Consider the following 15668-nt stretch of genomic DNA (forward strand, 5'->3'; position numbering starts at 1 on the left):
TCTGTCTTGAGGAGGGACGGAATCGAGGCGATTCGCCGGACCTCAAAACTAACCATTCGCCCCGCTGGTTCAAGCGGGGCAAATCCGGTTGCGCTCGCCCCTACTGCCAGCCCGGAACGCCGCGCATGTCGGGCAGGTGATGGGCGATGCCCTTGTGGCAGTCGATGCAGGTTTTTTCACCTGAAAACAGGAAGCGCTGGTGCGCCACCGAGGCCCGCGGCGACTGCTTGGTGATGTCCATGGAATCGGCGCTGTGGCAGTTGCGGCATTCCAGGGAATCGTTGGCCTTGAAGCGCGCCCATTCATGCGCGGCAAGTTCGAGCCGGTGATCCAGGAACTTCTCCCGCGTGTCGATCGTGCCGAAGATTTTGCCCCAGACTTCCTTGGAGGCCTGCATCTTGCGCGCGATCTTGTCGGTCCAGTTGTGCGGCACGTGGCAATCGGGGCAGGTCGCACGCACGCCTGATCTGTTGGAGAAGTGGATGGTCGATTTCAGCTCGGCGTAGACGTTGTCCTTCATCTCGTGGCAGCCGGTGCAGAATTTCTCGGTGTTGGTCAGCTCCAGCGCGGTGTTGAAGCCGCCCCAGAAGATCACGCCGGCGGCAAAGCCTGCGAGCACGAGCGTGCCGAGCGCGAACACGGTGCTCGGCCGCGACAGCACGTGCCATAGCTCGCCTGCGAAATCCCACGCGCGCGCGATGAAGCCGCGCTTGGCTTTCAGCTCCGCATTGGGCTCGTCAGCGGTCGTCGTCATCGCCGGCCACCGGGACTTGCGCGCGACAGCAGCGTGTCGATGTCGGTGAAATCGTTGCTGACGGGCGGATTTGCGGTGCTCTGCGGCACGTGGCACTCGGTGCAGAAGAAGCGTCGCGGCGAGATCGAGGCCAGGAACTGGCCGTCGCGGTCCATGAAGTGGGTGATCGACACCATCGGCGCCTGCGATTCCGCCGTGCGCGCCCGCGCGTGGCAGGACAGGCACTTGTTGCCGTTGAGGTCGACTTGATAGCCGTCGATATTGTGCGGGATGACGGGCGGCTGTTCTGGATAGTTGCGCGACTCCCGCTCCGACGTGTTGCGGTTCGGCAGCATCGGCGGCGCCGGCCCCTCGTCATTGAGCGGGGTCGCGCCGCGCAGGCTGGAAGAGACCGTCTGTGCGGCCAGTGAACTCGCGCCGGCTGCGATCGCGAACGCCAGCAGCGCAATTGCGGAACGTTTCATCATGACATGTTCACCCGCTCGATGCGCACGGCGCATTTCTTGAAGTCGGTTTGCAGCGAGATCGGATCGGTGGCATCCAGCGTCACCTTGTTGATCAGCTTGGACTCGTCGAACCACGGCACGAACACGAGGCCGCGCGGTGGCCGGTCGCGTCCGCGGGTCTCGACCCGGGCGCGGATGAAGCCGCGGCGGGACACCACCTTCACTTCGTCGCCGCGTCGCAGTTTCATGTCCTGGGCGTCGTCTGGATGCATGAAGCAGACGGCTTCCGGGAACGCCTTGTAGAGCTCGGGCACGCGGCGGGTCATGGTGCCGGAATGCCAGTGCTCCAGCACGCGGCCGGTCGAGAGCCAGAACGGATAGTCGCCGTCGGGCGATTCCGCCGGCGGCTCGTAAGGCAGCGCGAAGATGCGCGCCTTGCCATCAGGGTAGCCGTAGAACTGCACGTCGGTGCCCTGCTTGACGTAGGGGTCGCTGCCTTCGCGGAAACGCCACTTGGTCTCCTGGCCGTTGACGACCGGCCAGCGCAGCCCGCGTTCGCGATGATAGGTGTCGAACGGTGCAAGGTCGTGGCCATGGCCGCGGCCGAACGAGGCGTATTCCTCGAATAGGCCCTTATGGACGTAGAAGCCGAACGCCTTGGACTCGTCGTTGAGATAGCCCGCCTCGATGTCGGACACGGGAAACTTGTCGACCTGGCCGTTCTTGTAGAGCACGTCGAACAGCGTCTTGCCGCGCACCTCCGGCTTCTTGGCGATCAGCTCCTCGGGCCAGACCTCCTCGATCTTGAAGCGCTTGGAGAATTCCATCAGCTGCCAGAGGTCCGATTTCGATTCTCCGGGCGCGGCGACGAGCTGGTGCCAGAACTGGGTGCGCCGCTCCGCATTGCCGTAAGCGCCTTCCTTCTCCACCCACATCGCGGTCGGCAGGATCAGATCGGCGGCGAGCGCGGTGACGGAAGGATAGGCATCCGAAACCACGATGAAATTGTCGGGGTTGCGGAAGCCGGGATAAGTCTCCTCGTTGGCGTTCGGGCCCGCTTGCAGATTATTGTTGACCTGTACCCAATAGGCGTTGATCAGTCCGTCCTTCAGCATCCGGCTTTGCAGCACGGCGTGTGCGCCGGGCTTGTCCGGAATGGTGCCCTCGGGCAGCTGCCAGATGTGTTCGGCTTTGGCGCGGTGCTCCTTGTTGGTGACGACCATGTCGGCGGGCAGGCGGTGCGAGAAGGTGCCGACCTCGCGCGCGGTGCCGCAGGCGGAAGGCTGCCCCGTCAGCGAGAACGGGCTGTTGCCGGGCGAGGAGATCTTTCCCGTCAGAAGATGGATGTTGTAGACGAGATTGTTGCACCAGACGCCGCGGGTGTGCTGGTTGAAGCCCATGGTCCAGAACGAAACCACTTTTGTCTTGGGATCGGCATAGAGCTCGGCCAGCGCCTCGAGCCGGTTCACCGGCACGCCGGACATCTCTGCCGCCTCCTCCAGCGTGTAGTCCGAGACGAACTTGACGTATTCGTCGTAGGTCATGTCGGTGGAGTCGTTGGCCTTGGCGGCGCCCGTCGCCTTCTTCTGCAGCGGATGTTCGGGCCGCAGGCCGTAGCCGATGTCGGTCTGACCGCGCCGGAAGATCGTATGCGCCGCGACGAAGTCCTTGTTGACGCGCCCGGTCTTGATGATGTGGTTGGCGATCGCGTTGAGGATGTAAAGGTCGGTCTGCGGCTTGAACACCATGCCGATGTCGGCGAGGTCGAAGGAGCGGTGCTCGAACGTCGAGAGCACGGCAACGCGGACATGCGGCGCGGACAGCCGGCGGTCGGCCACGCGCGTCCACAAGATGGGATGCATCTCCGCCATGTTGGAGCCCCACAGCACGAAGGCATCGGTCGCCTCGATGTCGTCATAGCAACCCGGCGGCTCGTCGATGCCGAAGGTGCGCATCATGCCGGCGACGGCGGAGGCCATGCAGTGGCGCGCATTGGGGTCGATGTTGTTGGTGCGGAAGCCGGCCTTGAACAGCTTCGAGGCCGCATAGCCTTCCCAGACCGTCCACTGGCCGGAACCGAACATGGCGACGCCGTTCGGTCCGCGCTTCTTCATCGCCTCCTTCCACTTCAGCTCCATGACGTCGAAGGCTTCGGTCCAGCTGACAGGCGTGAAGTCGCCGTTCTTGTCGTACTTGCCATTGGTCTTGCGCAGCATCGGCTGGGTCAGGCGATCATGGCCATACATGATCTTGGAGAGGAAATAGCCTTTGACGCAGTTGAGGCCGCGATTGACCTCGGCCTTGATGTCGCCGTGGGTGGCGACGACGCGGTTGTCCTTGGTCGCGACCATCACCGAGCAGCCTGTGCCGCAGAAGCGGCAGGCGGCCTTGTCCCATTTCAGCTCGGAGGAGTCGCGCTCGGTCACGAGATTGGCGGCGAGCGAGGGTGCCGGCATGCCGGCAGCGGCGGCCGCGATCGCGGCAGCCTCGAGCTTGAGCATCTGGCGGCGGTCGAGCTTTGGCGATGTCATGATGGCTCTCCCGGCCGTTAGGCGGTTTCGATGGCGTGAAAGACCAGCGCCGCGGAATAGACGTCGCGCAGCGACTGGATGGTGTTGAGCATGGTGCCGAGGCTGCCGGCGTCGGGCGCCTCGGTCACGACGACGAGTTTTCCTCTGATGTCGCGGCCATGGATCTCGCAGCCGGGCAACGCGGCGATCTCGGCTTCCAGAGCGTCGAGGCGCTCGGGGCGCGCCTGCACCAGGATGCTGGCGATCTCGCAGCCCGGAGGAGAGATGATGCGGTCAGTGTTGAGCACGCGGCCTGTGATCAGTGCGCGACGGTTCAGTGTGGCGTGTGCCATGATGCCTGTCTTTTCGTTTGTCGGGATCAATGGGGGGAGGGCGGCGGACCGGGAGGGCCGGCGAACATCTGGTAGATCCAGACGCCTAGGCCGTAAGAGCCGACCGTTCCGACCGCGAGAACGGGCATCACGACCGCGGTCAGGAACAGGAACGCAAAAATTTCCATGCGCTTACGGCGCACGCGGGAAGGCGCGTCGTCAGGGGCCGACATATTCGGTCTCTCTGAAATGATATGGGGAATCGGGACGGCATCCGGGCCGTTGCCTTGCCTCACATTAGATGCAGCAGGCCGATAGAAGCGTTGATCTGGATCAACCGGTCGCTTTCGCCGCACGCAGCTGTCGTGGCCCCTTGCGGTCTCCCGCGCGGCGGAATTGCTGCTCCGTAGACAGCCGTTCCTCGTGCATTAAGATGACGTTAACAACAATAAGCGGGAGAGCGACGCCATGAAGTTCGGCATCTTCTACGAGCTGCAACTGCCGCGGCCCTGGACGCCCGGCGACGAACTCGCGCTCTATCAGAACGCGCTCTTGCAGATGGAGCTCGCCGATCGTCTCGGTTACGACCATGCCTGGGTGGTCGAGCATCACTTCCTCGAGGAATATTCGCACTCGCCTTCGCCGGAGTCGTTCCTCGCCGCCGCGAGCCAACGCACCAGGAACATCCGGCTCGGTCACGGCATCCTCCAGCTCACCACCAACCATCCGGCGCGAATCGCCGAGCGCGTCGCAGTGCTCGATCTGCTCAGCAACGGCCGCTGCGAATTCGGCATGGGCGAGAGCGCCTCGATCACCGAGCTGACGCCGTTCGGCCGCGACATGGAGACCAAGAAGGAGGTGTTCGAGGAGGCGGTCGCCGCGATCTTCCCGATGTTCAGGGACGCCGGCTCCGAGCATCACGGCAAGTATTTCGACATCCCGTTGCGCAACGTCGTGCCCAAGCCGGTGCAGAAGCCGCATCCGCCGCTGTGGATGGCCTGCTCGCAATTGCCGACCATCGAGCGCGCCGGCCGTCACGGTTTCGGCGCGCTCGGCTTCCAGTTCGTCAGCGCCGATGCCGCGCATGCCTGGGTGCATGCCTACTACAATGCGATGACCAAGCGGCTCACGAAGCTCGCCGACTACGAGATCAACCCGAACATGGCGCTGGTGTCGTTCTTCATGTGCGCGAAGACCGACGAGGAGGCGCGCGCCCGCGCCGACGGCGCCACCTTCTTCCAGTTCGCGCTGCGCTTCTACGGCGCCTCGCAGAATCGCCAGCGGCCGGCGCCCTACACCGTCAACATGTGGGACGAGTATATCAAGTGGAAGCGCGACAATCCGGAGGCGCAGGAGGCCGCCTTGCGCGGCGGCCTGATCGGCTCGCCCGAGACCATCCGCCGGAAGCTGAAGCGCTTCCAGTCCTCGCATATCGACCAGGTCATCCTGCTCAAACAGGCCGGCAAGAACAGCCACGAGCACATCTGCGAATCGCTGGAGCTGTTCGGCCGCGAGGTGATGCCGGAGTTTCAGAACGATCCGGCGCAAGCCGCCTGGAAGCAGGGCGTGATGAGCGGCGAGATCCAGCTCGAAGAGATCGACACCGAGGCCTTCACCGACCGTTACGGCAAGCTCGCCATCAACGTCGCGCGCGCCGGGTAGCGCAAATCCGGTGGCGCGAATGCCGCCGCGCGGGTCCCGTCGTCCGGTCCTTCAGAGGAGGAACCATAGCCGGCCGCGCTGCTTGGGACGGAGACCCTATGTCGTCCAGATGACATAGGTTAATCCCATCGCGCGGAGCAGGCATGGACAACAAGCTTCTGGCAAGGCTCCCGCCGGCGGAGCTGAAGCTCATCCAGCCCCACTTGCAACCCGTCGAGTTGCGCTACGGACAGGTGTTGGCGGAGCCCGATGAGCCGATCAGGGACATGCACTTCCCCACTCAGGGTGTGCTCTCCATGGTGAACGAGCCGGAGGATGGGGACGTCATCGAGTTCGCGACGGTCGGCAACGAGGGCATGGCGGGAGTTCCGCTTCTCCTGGGCGCATCGACCATGCCGAGCCGCGTCTTCGTGCAGGTGGGCGGTTCGGGTTTTCGGGGCGAAGCAAGCAGGCTTCTCCACGTCCTGAAAGAGACCCCCACGTTTCATGCGCGGCTGATGCGATACGTGCTGGCGCTGTTCAATCAGGTCGCGCAGGGGGCGTCGTGCAACCGCCTGCACGACGTGCAGGAACGCTGCGCGCGATGGCTGCTGCACACGCATGACCGTGTGAATGGCGAGAGCTTCACGCTGACCCAGGAATTCCTGAGTCAGATGCTCGGGGTGCATCGTCCCACGGTGACGATTGCCGCGCGGATGCTCCAGCAGGCCGGCCTGATACGCTACAGCCGCGGCCACATCGAAGTCATCGATCGGCCCGGTCTCGAAGCCGCGTCATGTCCGTGTTATCGGCTGATATCGGATCAATATGCGCGGTTGCAGAACGAGACTTGAACTGCTCGAACGAAGACCGCAGAACCTCGTAAGCCGCTGCCGCCGAGAGCCACGAGGCGCGCAACAGCGGATCTCGGCTGCGCTCCGCGGCGACCGTGCAATGCATCTGCAAGCGGCGAAGCCGCAACACCTCGGTCACAAATCTTTCGGCGGCTGCAAGCCCGGCGAGTTGATCCATGCTTCTTCCCGCTGTCTCCACGATGTCGGCTCTTGCTCGCCTTTGCGTGCCGGTAAATCATCCGGCTTGAACATCCGCGAGAGCCGGCGACACCAGAGCATGAGGCGATTCATGCCACAGCGTTAGCGGGAAGACGGGCTCGCGTCCGTCATGTACCCGACGGATGTACGCAAATTATGTGGCGTTGGTTGCTGTTGCTGATGGGAACAGCGGCGGCAGCGGCCGGACAGGTTGTCCGTCAAGTCATGCTGCTGACGCATTCTCTGTTTTAGACGGCGACAACTTAAAACACTGCGTGGGAACCACTTAAGGTTCGCACCACGGTTCCATCGCCAAGGGGTTGGCGCGAACCCGCAAAAATCCGGTGCAAGCCCGATGAACGCTGTCGCGTTCGCTTGTGCTGTTTGCGGTGTCGGGAACCGACGACGAAAAAATCACAGGAGTTATGATGCTGTTCCGCTCGAGCGCCGCGATTTGCGGCGCCCTGGTCGCACTTGCCGTGTCTGTTACCGCTGCCAAATGTGAAACGCGTGGGGGTCGCTCAAACGCCGTCGCCGATACTGCCTCCGGGAATGCGGTGGTCGGCGCGGCATCCATGTACAATCCGTTCAGGCCCGGCAAGGAGGAGGGCGGTCCGCGCACCGCCTCGGGCGAACGCTATGATCCCTCGGCCTGGACAGCGGCCATCAAGACGACTTTGCGCCGCAAATTCGGCGGCGTCCAATTTGGTGTGAAGCCGAAATTCGCGCTCGTCGAGGCGGCCGGCAAGAAGGTCATCGTCAAGATCAATGACGTCGGCCCGCTCAGGCCCGGCCGCGTCATCGACCTCAACGAGCGGACGATGCGGCATTTCGATCCAGGCCTGGAGCGCGGAGTCATCAAGGACGTAAGGGTCAGCCCGCTCTCAGGCGACGACTGGACATTGGGACCGGTGGGCTGAACATCCCACGCGAAAGAGATCGTGAACGTCTCGGGCAGCGGACCGCCTTCAGGTGGCTCCGCCTTCCGCGGAAGCCGCTTCGCTGCTATCCTCCCGCACAACAATGGTTCGTGGAGGAAGCAATGCGGTCTCGGGCGGTGCGCGCAAATTTGGCGGCCGGCGATGTCGCGCCCGCGGTGCTCGCCATCGGCCGCCCCGACTTTCCTGATGTCCTGATCGACACGCTGCGCCGGCAGGCCGGCGTCGGCCATTGCATGGTGTTTGCGCTGACGCGCACCGGTGCTGCGAGCTGCCTGCTCGATGTCGGCAATATCCCTGTTGGCGGCGATCTCGGTGCCGCCTATGCCGGCCAGTTCCACGAGTCCGATCCCAATCGCGATGCGCTGTTCGAGGCCGAGGCCGGCGCGCCGATCCTGCTGCCGAGCTTCGCGCCGCGCATGTACGGCGCGCGCTACCGGAAAATCTTCTTCAACGATTCCGACATCGTCGACAAATGCGCGACCGCGATCTGGACCGGCGGTACCTGCTTCTACGTCAATTTCTACCGCATCAGTGCGCAGGGGCGCTTTGACGACGCCGCGCGTGCCCGGCTTCAGGCCATTGCGCCGACGATCGGAGCCAGCGTTGCGCGTCATTTCCAGCAGGCGGCGATCGCGACGCCGGACCAATCGCTCACCGCGCTGTTTGCGACGCGCGCGCCGCTCTCCGCGCTGACGCCGCGCGAGCAGGAGGTCTGCCGCGGCATCCTGCTCGGCTTCAGCTCCGAGGCGATCTCGCAAGATCTCGGCATCAGCCTGCATTCGACCCTGACCTACCGCAAGCGTGCCTATCAGCGGCTCGGCATTTCCTCCCAGAACGAATTGTTTGCGATCGTGCTGCGGCTGCTCTCGGGCGCATCCAGCCTGAATTAGCGGTATGTACTCATCATCGCTGCAGACGTCTCTTTGACCTTCCGGCCTTCACCATCTCGGATGAGTGCGGAGCATCGCCGTTCGGGCTGTTTCGCGGCTGGCCCCTACCAGGCGTACCGCACTGCGCCCTTGCCGGCGTAGGAGCGCGTCATATTGGAGAACTCGCCCTCGAAGCTCGCGCCGATCGACCAGCCGCTGGACCATTTCACCTCGGCTGTTGCCGTGGTGAGGGCGGACTCGCTGGCCTGGCGCGCGCCGTTGACGACGAACGCTGTGCCTGGCAGCGACTGGAACACGGCGCCGATGCTGCGGTCCGGGCTGAAGTCATGGGCCCAGGCCAAGCGGCCGCGCAGCGTCAGCATGGCGTCCTGCATTGCAAACGACTTGTCGCCGCGCAGGCCGAGTTCGCTGCGAGTGTCGGTGACGCCCTTGGCCGCATAGGTCAGGGCAAAGGTGCCGGCTCCCGAGACGACGCTCTCCGCGTAGTTCGGCAGGTTGAAGGTCGTGACCTGGCCTGCGGCATAGGGCGTGATAGCGACGCCGCCGATCCACGGCGCAACGAAGTGGTAGCCGCTTTCCACGCGCCCCGACCAGGCATTGGCGTTGAACTCCGCGCGCAGGTGGTCGACGCCCGTCGCCGTGACGATGCGGTCGGTGGTCACGTCCTGCCAGCCGTAGGCTAACGCGGCGGTGAGATAGGCCGGGCCGACAGTGTGGCGCGCGAAGGCGCCGGCCTGGAACAGATCCGAGCGGCCCCAGCCGAGGCCGTTGACGCTGAAACTGGTGCCGCCGCCGGCGAGTGCGAAGCCGGCGATGGTGTCCGGCGAGAAGCGGTAGCCGGCACCGACAGCCGTGCCGTAGATGCCGCTCGTCGTGTTGGCCGAGCCGAGCGCAGCGTTGCCGCTTGTGGTCTGCGAACCGCCGAAGCCCGCGGCCCAAACGCTCCAGCGCCGGTCGGAGGCAAGCTCTGCGGCTGCGGCCTTGCGCGGCATGCGGGCGAAGGCGTCGCGCGCATCGCCGGCACGCGCGGCGGAGGCGAGCGACGAGTTCTCCTCGGCGAACGGCACCACGCCGCCGCTGCCCGCCGTGCTGCCGTCGCGGCCCGTGACGAACGGATCGGTCAGCAATCCCAGGAACTGGCTCATGGCGTCGAACGTGGTCTGCTGCGATCCTGTCGCGCTCTCGCCCGACAGCTGGGTCAGGTCGCTCGCAGAACGCCCGGCAAAGGCGACGTTGATGCCACCGTTGGCGTCGAAGAAGTTCTGCAGCGTGGCCGCGACTGCGCTCTGGTTGGCGTTGAGACCGGTCCGGGTGCCGTAGTCGAGCGCAAAATTCAGATAGGCGTGGCTGCTGTCATAGCTGAGGCTCGCGGCAACGCCGGCCGGCGCGCCCGTACCATCGAGGCTGGTGAACGTGCCGCTGACGCCACCCGCCGCGGACAGGATCGTGTATTGCTTCGCCACGGTGCCGCCGGTGGCGACGCTGATGCCGACCGCTCCGCCGAGCGCCGCGGTGCCGGTCACGTTGACCGACGAGGCGCCATTCGAATTGAGCGTCACCAGGTACAGCGCGCCCGACTGGAAGGCGAGGTTGCCCGCGATTGTCATCGCTGAGCCCGCCGGCCCGCTGCGGGGCAGCAATATGCCGCCGCTGGCAATCACGGCTTCGCCGACGGTGCCGCTGCCTGCGAGTGCGCCGCCAGCATTCACCGTTGTCAGGCTCGAGGATGCGATCGAGCCCTCGACCCGCAACACACCGCCATTGACCGTCGTGGCACCGGTATAAGTGTTGGCGCCCGACAGGGTCAGGGTGCCGGCACCCACCTTCACCAGCGAGCCGCCGACGCCACCCGCCGGATCGCCATCAAACCTGCCATCGGAAATGACCCCGCTGACGGTGGTGGAGAGATTGTTGCCGCCGACGGTCAGCTCCTTTGCGCCGAGAAAATAGTTTCCGGCGCCCTCGATCGAGCCGGCCGTCATGCCGGCGGTGGCCAGCCCTGAGATGTCGACCAATCCATTCGCACTGGTGATGAAGCGCGCGGTTCCGCCGGTGGCAGCGCCGCTAAATCCGGTGCCGGCGCCGGCATTGGTGATGATCGTGGCGGCGTCCGCCGTGCTGCCGCCTCCAAAGACGACAGCGCCATTGAGGCTGAGAGGGGCGTTGTTGACGATGGTGGCATTGCCCGCGGTGCTGCTGTCGATAAAAATGATCTCGCCGGTGTTGTTGGCGATGGCGGCACTGCCGGCCGTGCTGCTGTCCTGGAACACGACCCGTCCCGCCCCAGGGGTGGCGTTATTCGTGATGGTGGCGTTGGCGCCACTGCTGGTATTCGAGAAAACAACACTACCGCTGCCGCTGTTGTTGATTGTGGCACTGCCGGCGGTGCTGTTGGTAAAGCCCGAACCAATGTCCACACCGAAGACCACCGCGCCGGCATTCGTGATGCTGGCGTGCCCGGCCGTGGCACTGTCCTGGAATTGGATGGTCCCGCTGCTGCTGTTCGTGATGGCCGCGTTGCCTGCCGCGCTCGTGGACTTGAAGACCAAGCTGTCGTTATTCAAAATGCGGGAGCTTCCGGCGGTGCTGCTGCTCGAAAAAAGAAAAACATCTCCGACGTTGATCGTGATGGTGGAATTGCCGGCCGTGCTGCTGCCACTGAACTCCCCATGTCCGTTGATCGTGGCGTTCGCGGCCGTGCTGGTTCCATAAAAGAGCGTATAGCCGTTGATGGTGGCGCTACCCGCACTGCTGGCGATATTGAAAATCAGTGTACCCCCGTTGATCGTGGCGCTGCCGCCATTGATCACGATACCGGCCCCGTCGAACATGAGGTCATGATTGTTGGTGAAGGTGTAGTTCGACGCGCCGGGGTTGAACGTGAGGCCCCCGATCGTCGTATCGCCTGCGAACGACAATGCCGTGGTGTTCGACGTGTTGAAGAACGCGGTGCCGGTGGGGACCGCGGCGGGAGTCCAGTTGGTCGCCGTGTTGAAATCGCCCGAGCCCGGATTGGTGAGCCACGTCGCGTCCTGCGCCTGCGCGCCGGTCGCTGAAAGGCACACCGTAGTGAACAACATCGTTGTGAGGGTCCGCAGGGAGCCGCCGCGAAACGCGGTCAGATCCGACCTGCAAAGCCGCCAGTTGCCTGAGACTCCAATTTGGGACGACGGTTTTGCCCCACCGAAATCATCCGAAACCAGTTTCATTATCCGACTCGATCCAGTTTCAATTTTTGGCTGCGAAACGCATGAGAAACCATGACCCGCGCACTCTGGTACCGATCGGATATTTGCGCCTCAACCGTTCGGTTGAATGCGGCTGCCAAACCTTCGATCGAGTGTGAATCACCACCTTGTGTTGCCAAACCGCGACACCGGATATCTGACCGGGAGTCGCGCGACGGCGCACAGCGGACCCAGCGCGGTCACCATGTATCGGGCAATACCTTCAGTCGCACCTCATATGAGGAACGAGCGAAGTGCTGAGCATTTGATAGCGAGGTGCGCGCCGCTGCTCGGCGCGCGCGGTGGCCGGAAATGAAAGCGCCTGTGATGCCCTCTTCTGACGAACCCGACGTTCTCGACTGCCTCGTCATCGGAGGCGGACCGGCCGGGCTCACCGCCGCGCTCTATCTGGCGCGCTATAAACGGTCGGTGGCGGTGTTCGATGCCGGACGCAGCCGGGCGGAATGGATCCCGAGGAGCCACAATTACCCGGGCTTCCCGTCCGGCATTTCCGGTCATGAGCTCCTTGGCCTGCTCAGGACCCAGGCGTCTTCCTACGAAATCTCGCTCGTCAATGCCCGCGTGGACAGTCTCGCCCGGGCCGGTGAGCTGTTCGAGGCGCGCTTCGAGGGCGGCACGGCAAGGGCGCGGAGCGTTCTTCTCGCCACCGGCATCATCGATGTCGAACCCGAGATCGACGGGCATGACGAGGCCGTCCATCGCGGCCTGATCCGTTACTGTCCCGTTTGCGACGGCTACGAGGCGGCCGACAAGCGCATCGGCGTCTATGGCGCCGGCATCGGCGCCGTGAACAAGGCCAAATTCCTGCGCAGCTATTCGCGTGACGTCGCTCTCGTTCTCTCCGGCGACGAGCCCCTCGACGAGGAGGATCTCCGCGCATCCGGCATCACGCTGATCCGCGCTCCCAATCGATTGCGCATCGACGAACGGAACATCGTCGCCCTGTGCGAGGGGAAAGAAATTGCGTTCGATGTGCTCTACCCCGCGCTCGGCTGCAAGGCGGGCTCGCCCCTTGCAACCGGCCTTGGCGCGACGTGCAATGATGTGGGATGTCTCGACGTGGACGAGCATCAGCAGACCACGGTGCCGGGCATCTATGCGGCGGGCGATGTCGTGTCCGATCTCCACCAGATCGCGGTCGGCACCGGCCACGCCGCGATCGCAGCCACCCACATTCACAAGACATTGCCGCCGAATCCGCGGTGAGAAGGGCGAGGTCGAGATGCGGGAAGGCCTGCGCGATTTTGGCGGGCGCGCGAGGCCGATCTGCTCAAACCGTCCGGTGCCTGTTGCGGGCTCCAATCAATTCCGCCACCAGCGGATTCGGATAACGGCGCTGCTGGGTCACGGCAAAGAACTGCTCCTTCAGCGCGTTCAGCCGCGCCCGCTCGACGAGCAAGCCCGAGCGCAGCTCATCGATCACGACGATCGAGGGCACCAACGTCACGCCGCTGCTCTCGCGAGCCATCAGGCGCAGCATCGCCATGTCGTCGACCTCGGCGGTGATGGTCGGACGGATACCGCTGCTGCCCATGAGCGCATCGAAAGCGGAACGCAGCGCGCTGCCGCGTCCCGGCAGCACCACCGGCGTATCTGCAAGATCATGCGGGAAGCGGAAGCGGGAGGGCTTTACCGGCTTGCGGCCGACCAGACTGACCCGCTGCTCGTCGATCAGCGTATTCTCGAAACTGCTGCTGGCATCCGGCGGCGCCGGATGGTTGGCGAGCACCAGGTCGAGCCTGTGTAAGTCCAGCAATTTCAGGAGATCGCCGAACAGGCCGGTGTGGATGATCAGTTCCACCTCGCTGCGACCGATCAGCGGTCGCAGAAACGCGATCTGGAAGTTGCGCGACAGCGTTGCAGCTGCGCCGACCCGCAACAGCTGGCGTCCGGGCCGCAGGCCCGACAGGGTCTCGATCAACTCGTGCCCGGACTTGAACACGCTGCCGGCGTAATCGAGCGCGATGCGGCCCGCTTCGGTCAGCTGCAGCGTGCGGCCGACCCGCTCGAACAGCTGTTGGCCGAGCTGCTCCTCCAGTGCTTTGACCTGAACCGACAGGGACGAGGGCGAAACGTTGAGCCGCTGCGCCGCACGGCTCATGCTGCCTTCGGTGGCGATGATCCAGAAATAGCGCAGATGATGGTAGTTCAGGTGCGGCATCTTGATCGTTCTATTTGAACTAACGATTGGGTTCAATAATTGAATTTTTCTTAAATAGCGGGACGCGCTACGCACTCGGCCGCCGGACCAACCCAGCCGAGATGCCATGATCAAGCTCCTGCCTTGCCTCGCCGCGCTGGCCCCGCTCACGCTCTGCGCGGTCAGCCTACTTCCATCGCGTGACAGCACCCCCGGTTTCGTCCGCGCCGCGATCGTTGCAGCGGCGGCTGCGCTTGGCTTCGCCGTCGCGGCGGGGCTCGCTTGCGCTCTTGACGGGGCCGGGCGATCAGCGCTGCTCGGCGGATATGGGCTCGGGCTCTCGCTCCACGTCGACGCGCTCGCCGCGACTCTCTGCGTGCTGGTCGGCTTCATCGGTCTCGTCGTCGTCAAGTACAGCCGCAACTATCTGGGCGGCGATCCCGGCCAGGTCAGGTTCATGCGCTCGCTTCTGCTTACGCTCGCCTCCGTTTTGACGCTGCTGATCTCCGGCAATCTGGTGCTCCTTCTGATGGCCTGGGTCGCCACGAGCGTCTCGCTCGGCAGGCTGCTGCTGTTCTACGACACGCGGCCCGCCGCGATCCGCGCATACCGCAAGAAGTTCGTCGTGAGCCGGCTCGGCGATGGCTGCCTCGCGCTTGCCGCCGTGCTGCTCTACCTCCATTTCGGCACACTCGAAATCGCCGATCTCGCGGCCGGGGCGCGCAGCAGCGCGGCGACAGGTTCGCCGGCAATCACGGCGGCGGCGCTGCTGATCGTGGCGACAGCCATGCTCAAATCCGCGCAATTGCCGCTGCATGGCTGGCTGATCGAGGTGATGGAGACGCCGACCCCGGTGTCGGCGCTGCTGCATGCCGGCATCATCAATGCCGGCGGCTTCCTGGTCCTGCGGCTCGGCGACGTGCTGCTGCTGGCGACGCCCGCGCTCGACGTGCTGGCCGTCGTCGGCGGCGCCACGGCGCTATTCGGCTCGCTGGTGATGCTGACGCAGACCTCGGTGAAGGTCCAATTGGCCTACTCGACTGTCGCCCAGATGGGATTCATGCTGCTGCAATGCGGCCTCGGCGCCTTCTCGGCTGCACTTTTGCATATTGTCGCGCATTCCCTCTACAAGGCGCACGCCTTCCTCTCCTCAGGCAGCATCATCGACCTCGCGCGTGCCTCCTGGACCCCCAGCCCGGGTGGTCAGCCCCATCCGGCGCGGCTGATCCTGGCACTTGCCGCGGTCGTGGGTCTGACGCTGCTGATGGGCTGGGCTCTCGGAGTGACCTTGCGCAGTAATCCCGCGCAGATCGCGCTCGGCTCTGTGCTGCTGATGGGGCTGGTGCATCTCATGGCCAATGCCCTCGACGAGCGGCCAAACGTTTTCGTTGTCGTGCGCGGCGCCGCAACCGCCATCGCTCTCGCGGCGGTTTACTTCGCGCTCCAGGCCGCGACGGCCTGGCTCGTTGCGGGCAGCGTTCCGACCGGCCGCCCAGTCGATGGCGTTGCACCGATGCTGATCGCGATCCTGGCGGTGATCTCCTTTGCAGCCGTGACCCTGTTCCAGAACCAGATGATGCGCCGCGCCGACGCACGGTTCTGGATCGCTGCCTATGTGCATCTGCGCAACGGGCTCTACCTCAACACGCTCGCCAACCGCCTTGTCCTCGCGATGTGGCCGCAGGCTTCCACCCAACTCTCGACCAAACCCTGA

The 15668-nt window shown here is 64.5% G+C and carries 13 protein-coding genes; 6 read left to right on the plus strand and 7 right to left on the minus strand.

The genetic code is table 11. The features are described from left to right. Positions 1–100: 100 nt before the first annotated feature. Genes X265_RS07905 through napE form a run of 5 tightly spaced genes read right to left on the minus strand, consistent with a single transcriptional unit; the run spans position 101 to position 4275 of the window. Entirely contained in the window at positions 101–754 is a 654-nt protein-coding gene (locus tag X265_RS07905) for a NapC/NirT family cytochrome c (protein ID WP_128964297.1), read from the minus strand. Beyond that, entirely contained in the window at positions 751–1221 is a 471-nt protein-coding gene (locus tag X265_RS07910; protein ID WP_164938466.1) for a nitrate reductase cytochrome c-type subunit, read from the minus strand. The genes X265_RS07905 and X265_RS07910 overlap by 4 nt, the downstream gene beginning before the upstream one ends. Further along, the gene (napA, locus tag X265_RS07915) at positions 1218–3731 is read right to left on the minus strand and encodes a nitrate reductase catalytic subunit NapA (protein ID WP_128964299.1); all 2514 of its coding nucleotides are present in this window, start codon (positions 3729–3731) and stop codon (positions 1218–1220) included. Before napA ends, X265_RS07910 begins: the two co-directional genes overlap by 4 nt. Before the next feature lie 17 nt (positions 3732–3748). Continuing rightward, the gene (locus tag X265_RS07920; RefSeq protein ID WP_128964300.1) at positions 3749–4063 is read right to left on the minus strand and encodes a chaperone NapD; all 315 of its coding nucleotides are present in this window, start codon (positions 4061–4063) and stop codon (positions 3749–3751) included. Between the two features lie 26 nt (positions 4064–4089). After that, positions 4090–4275 (minus strand): periplasmic nitrate reductase, NapE protein, encoded by a 186-nt coding sequence (gene napE, locus X265_RS07925; RefSeq protein WP_128964301.1) that lies wholly within the window; start codon positions 4273–4275, stop codon positions 4090–4092. A gap of 235 nt (positions 4276–4510) precedes the next feature. Between napE and X265_RS07930 the strand changes: the two genes are divergently transcribed. The 4 genes from X265_RS07930 (at position 4511) to X265_RS07945 (ending at position 8566) form a co-directional block, all read left to right on the plus strand. Then, complete coding sequence (locus X265_RS07930; RefSeq protein ID WP_128964302.1) at positions 4511–5704, plus strand: LLM class flavin-dependent oxidoreductase; 1194 nt, start codon at positions 4511–4513, stop codon at positions 5702–5704. Positions 5705–5847: 143 nt separating this feature from the next. Beyond that, positions 5848–6537: a Crp/Fnr family transcriptional regulator gene (locus tag X265_RS07935; protein ID WP_128964303.1), complete on the plus strand. Its 690-nt coding sequence runs from the start codon at positions 5848–5850 to the stop codon at positions 6535–6537. Positions 6538–7310: 773 nt separating this feature from the next. After that, positions 7311–7655, plus strand: a complete 345-nt coding sequence (locus tag X265_RS07940) for a septal ring lytic transglycosylase RlpA family protein (RefSeq protein ID WP_244659246.1) — start codon at positions 7311–7313, stop codon at positions 7653–7655. Positions 7656–7777: 122 nt separating this feature from the next. Then, on the plus strand, positions 7778–8566 hold the full coding sequence (locus X265_RS07945) for a helix-turn-helix transcriptional regulator (RefSeq protein WP_128964304.1): 789 nt from the start codon (positions 7778–7780) through the stop codon (positions 8564–8566). Between the two features lie 104 nt (positions 8567–8670). Here X265_RS07945 and X265_RS07950 read toward each other — a convergent pair whose 3' ends face one another. Then, positions 8671–11646, minus strand: coding sequence for an autotransporter outer membrane beta-barrel domain-containing protein (locus tag X265_RS07950; RefSeq protein ID WP_244659245.1), 2976 nt, complete (start codon positions 11644–11646; stop codon positions 8671–8673). A gap of 459 nt (positions 11647–12105) precedes the next feature. Here X265_RS07950 and X265_RS07955 point away from each other — a divergent pair, with 459 nt between their 5' ends. Further along, complete coding sequence (locus X265_RS07955) at positions 12106–13020, plus strand: NAD(P)/FAD-dependent oxidoreductase (RefSeq protein ID WP_244659244.1); 915 nt, start codon at positions 12106–12108, stop codon at positions 13018–13020. A 64-nt stretch (positions 13021–13084) separates the two neighbouring features. On the opposite strand, the gene X265_RS07960 is transcribed toward X265_RS07955, so the two are convergent. Next, a complete protein-coding gene (locus tag X265_RS07960; protein ID WP_128964305.1) occupies positions 13085–13975 on the minus strand; it encodes a LysR family transcriptional regulator in 891 nt (296 codons plus the stop codon). 106 nt (positions 13976–14081) lie between these two features. Here X265_RS07960 and X265_RS07965 point away from each other — a divergent pair, with 106 nt between their 5' ends. Further along, a complete protein-coding gene (locus tag X265_RS07965) occupies positions 14082–15668 on the plus strand; it encodes an NADH-quinone oxidoreductase subunit L (protein WP_128964306.1) in 1587 nt (528 codons plus the stop codon).

The organism is Bradyrhizobium guangdongense, assembly GCF_004114975.1.
In the GTDB taxonomy this organism is placed as follows: domain Bacteria; phylum Pseudomonadota; class Alphaproteobacteria; order Rhizobiales; family Xanthobacteraceae; genus Bradyrhizobium; species Bradyrhizobium guangdongense.

Coding starts and splice junctions, on each gene's coding strand:
- X265_RS07905 (WP_128964297.1), bottom strand. CDS start 754: ATGACGACGACCGCTGACGAGCCCAATGCGGAGCTGAAAGCCAAGCGC.
- X265_RS07910 (WP_164938466.1), bottom strand. CDS start 1,221: ATGATGAAACGTTCCGCAATTGCGCTGCTGGCGTTCGCGATCGCAGCC.
- napA (WP_128964299.1), bottom strand. CDS start 3,731: ATGACATCGCCAAAGCTCGACCGCCGCCAGATGCTCAAGCTCGAGGCT.
- X265_RS07920 (WP_128964300.1), bottom strand. CDS start 4,063: ATGGCACACGCCACACTGAACCGTCGCGCACTGATCACAGGCCGCGTG.
- napE (WP_128964301.1), bottom strand. CDS start 4,275: ATGTCGGCCCCTGACGACGCGCCTTCCCGCGTGCGCCGTAAGCGCATG.
- X265_RS07930 (WP_128964302.1), top strand. CDS start 4,511: ATGAAGTTCGGCATCTTCTACGAGCTGCAACTGCCGCGGCCCTGGACG.
- X265_RS07935 (WP_128964303.1), top strand. CDS start 5,848: ATGGACAACAAGCTTCTGGCAAGGCTCCCGCCGGCGGAGCTGAAGCTC.
- X265_RS07940 (WP_244659246.1), top strand. CDS start 7,311: ATGTACAATCCGTTCAGGCCCGGCAAGGAGGAGGGCGGTCCGCGCACC.
- X265_RS07945 (WP_128964304.1), top strand. CDS start 7,778: ATGCGGTCTCGGGCGGTGCGCGCAAATTTGGCGGCCGGCGATGTCGCG.
- X265_RS07950 (WP_244659245.1), bottom strand. CDS start 11,646: ATGTTGTTCACTACGGTGTGCCTTTCAGCGACCGGCGCGCAGGCGCAG.
- X265_RS07955 (WP_244659244.1), top strand. CDS start 12,106: ATGAAAGCGCCTGTGATGCCCTCTTCTGACGAACCCGACGTTCTCGAC.
- X265_RS07960 (WP_128964305.1), bottom strand. CDS start 13,975: ATGCCGCACCTGAACTACCATCATCTGCGCTATTTCTGGATCATCGCC.
- X265_RS07965 (WP_128964306.1), top strand. CDS start 14,082: ATGATCAAGCTCCTGCCTTGCCTCGCCGCGCTGGCCCCGCTCACGCTC.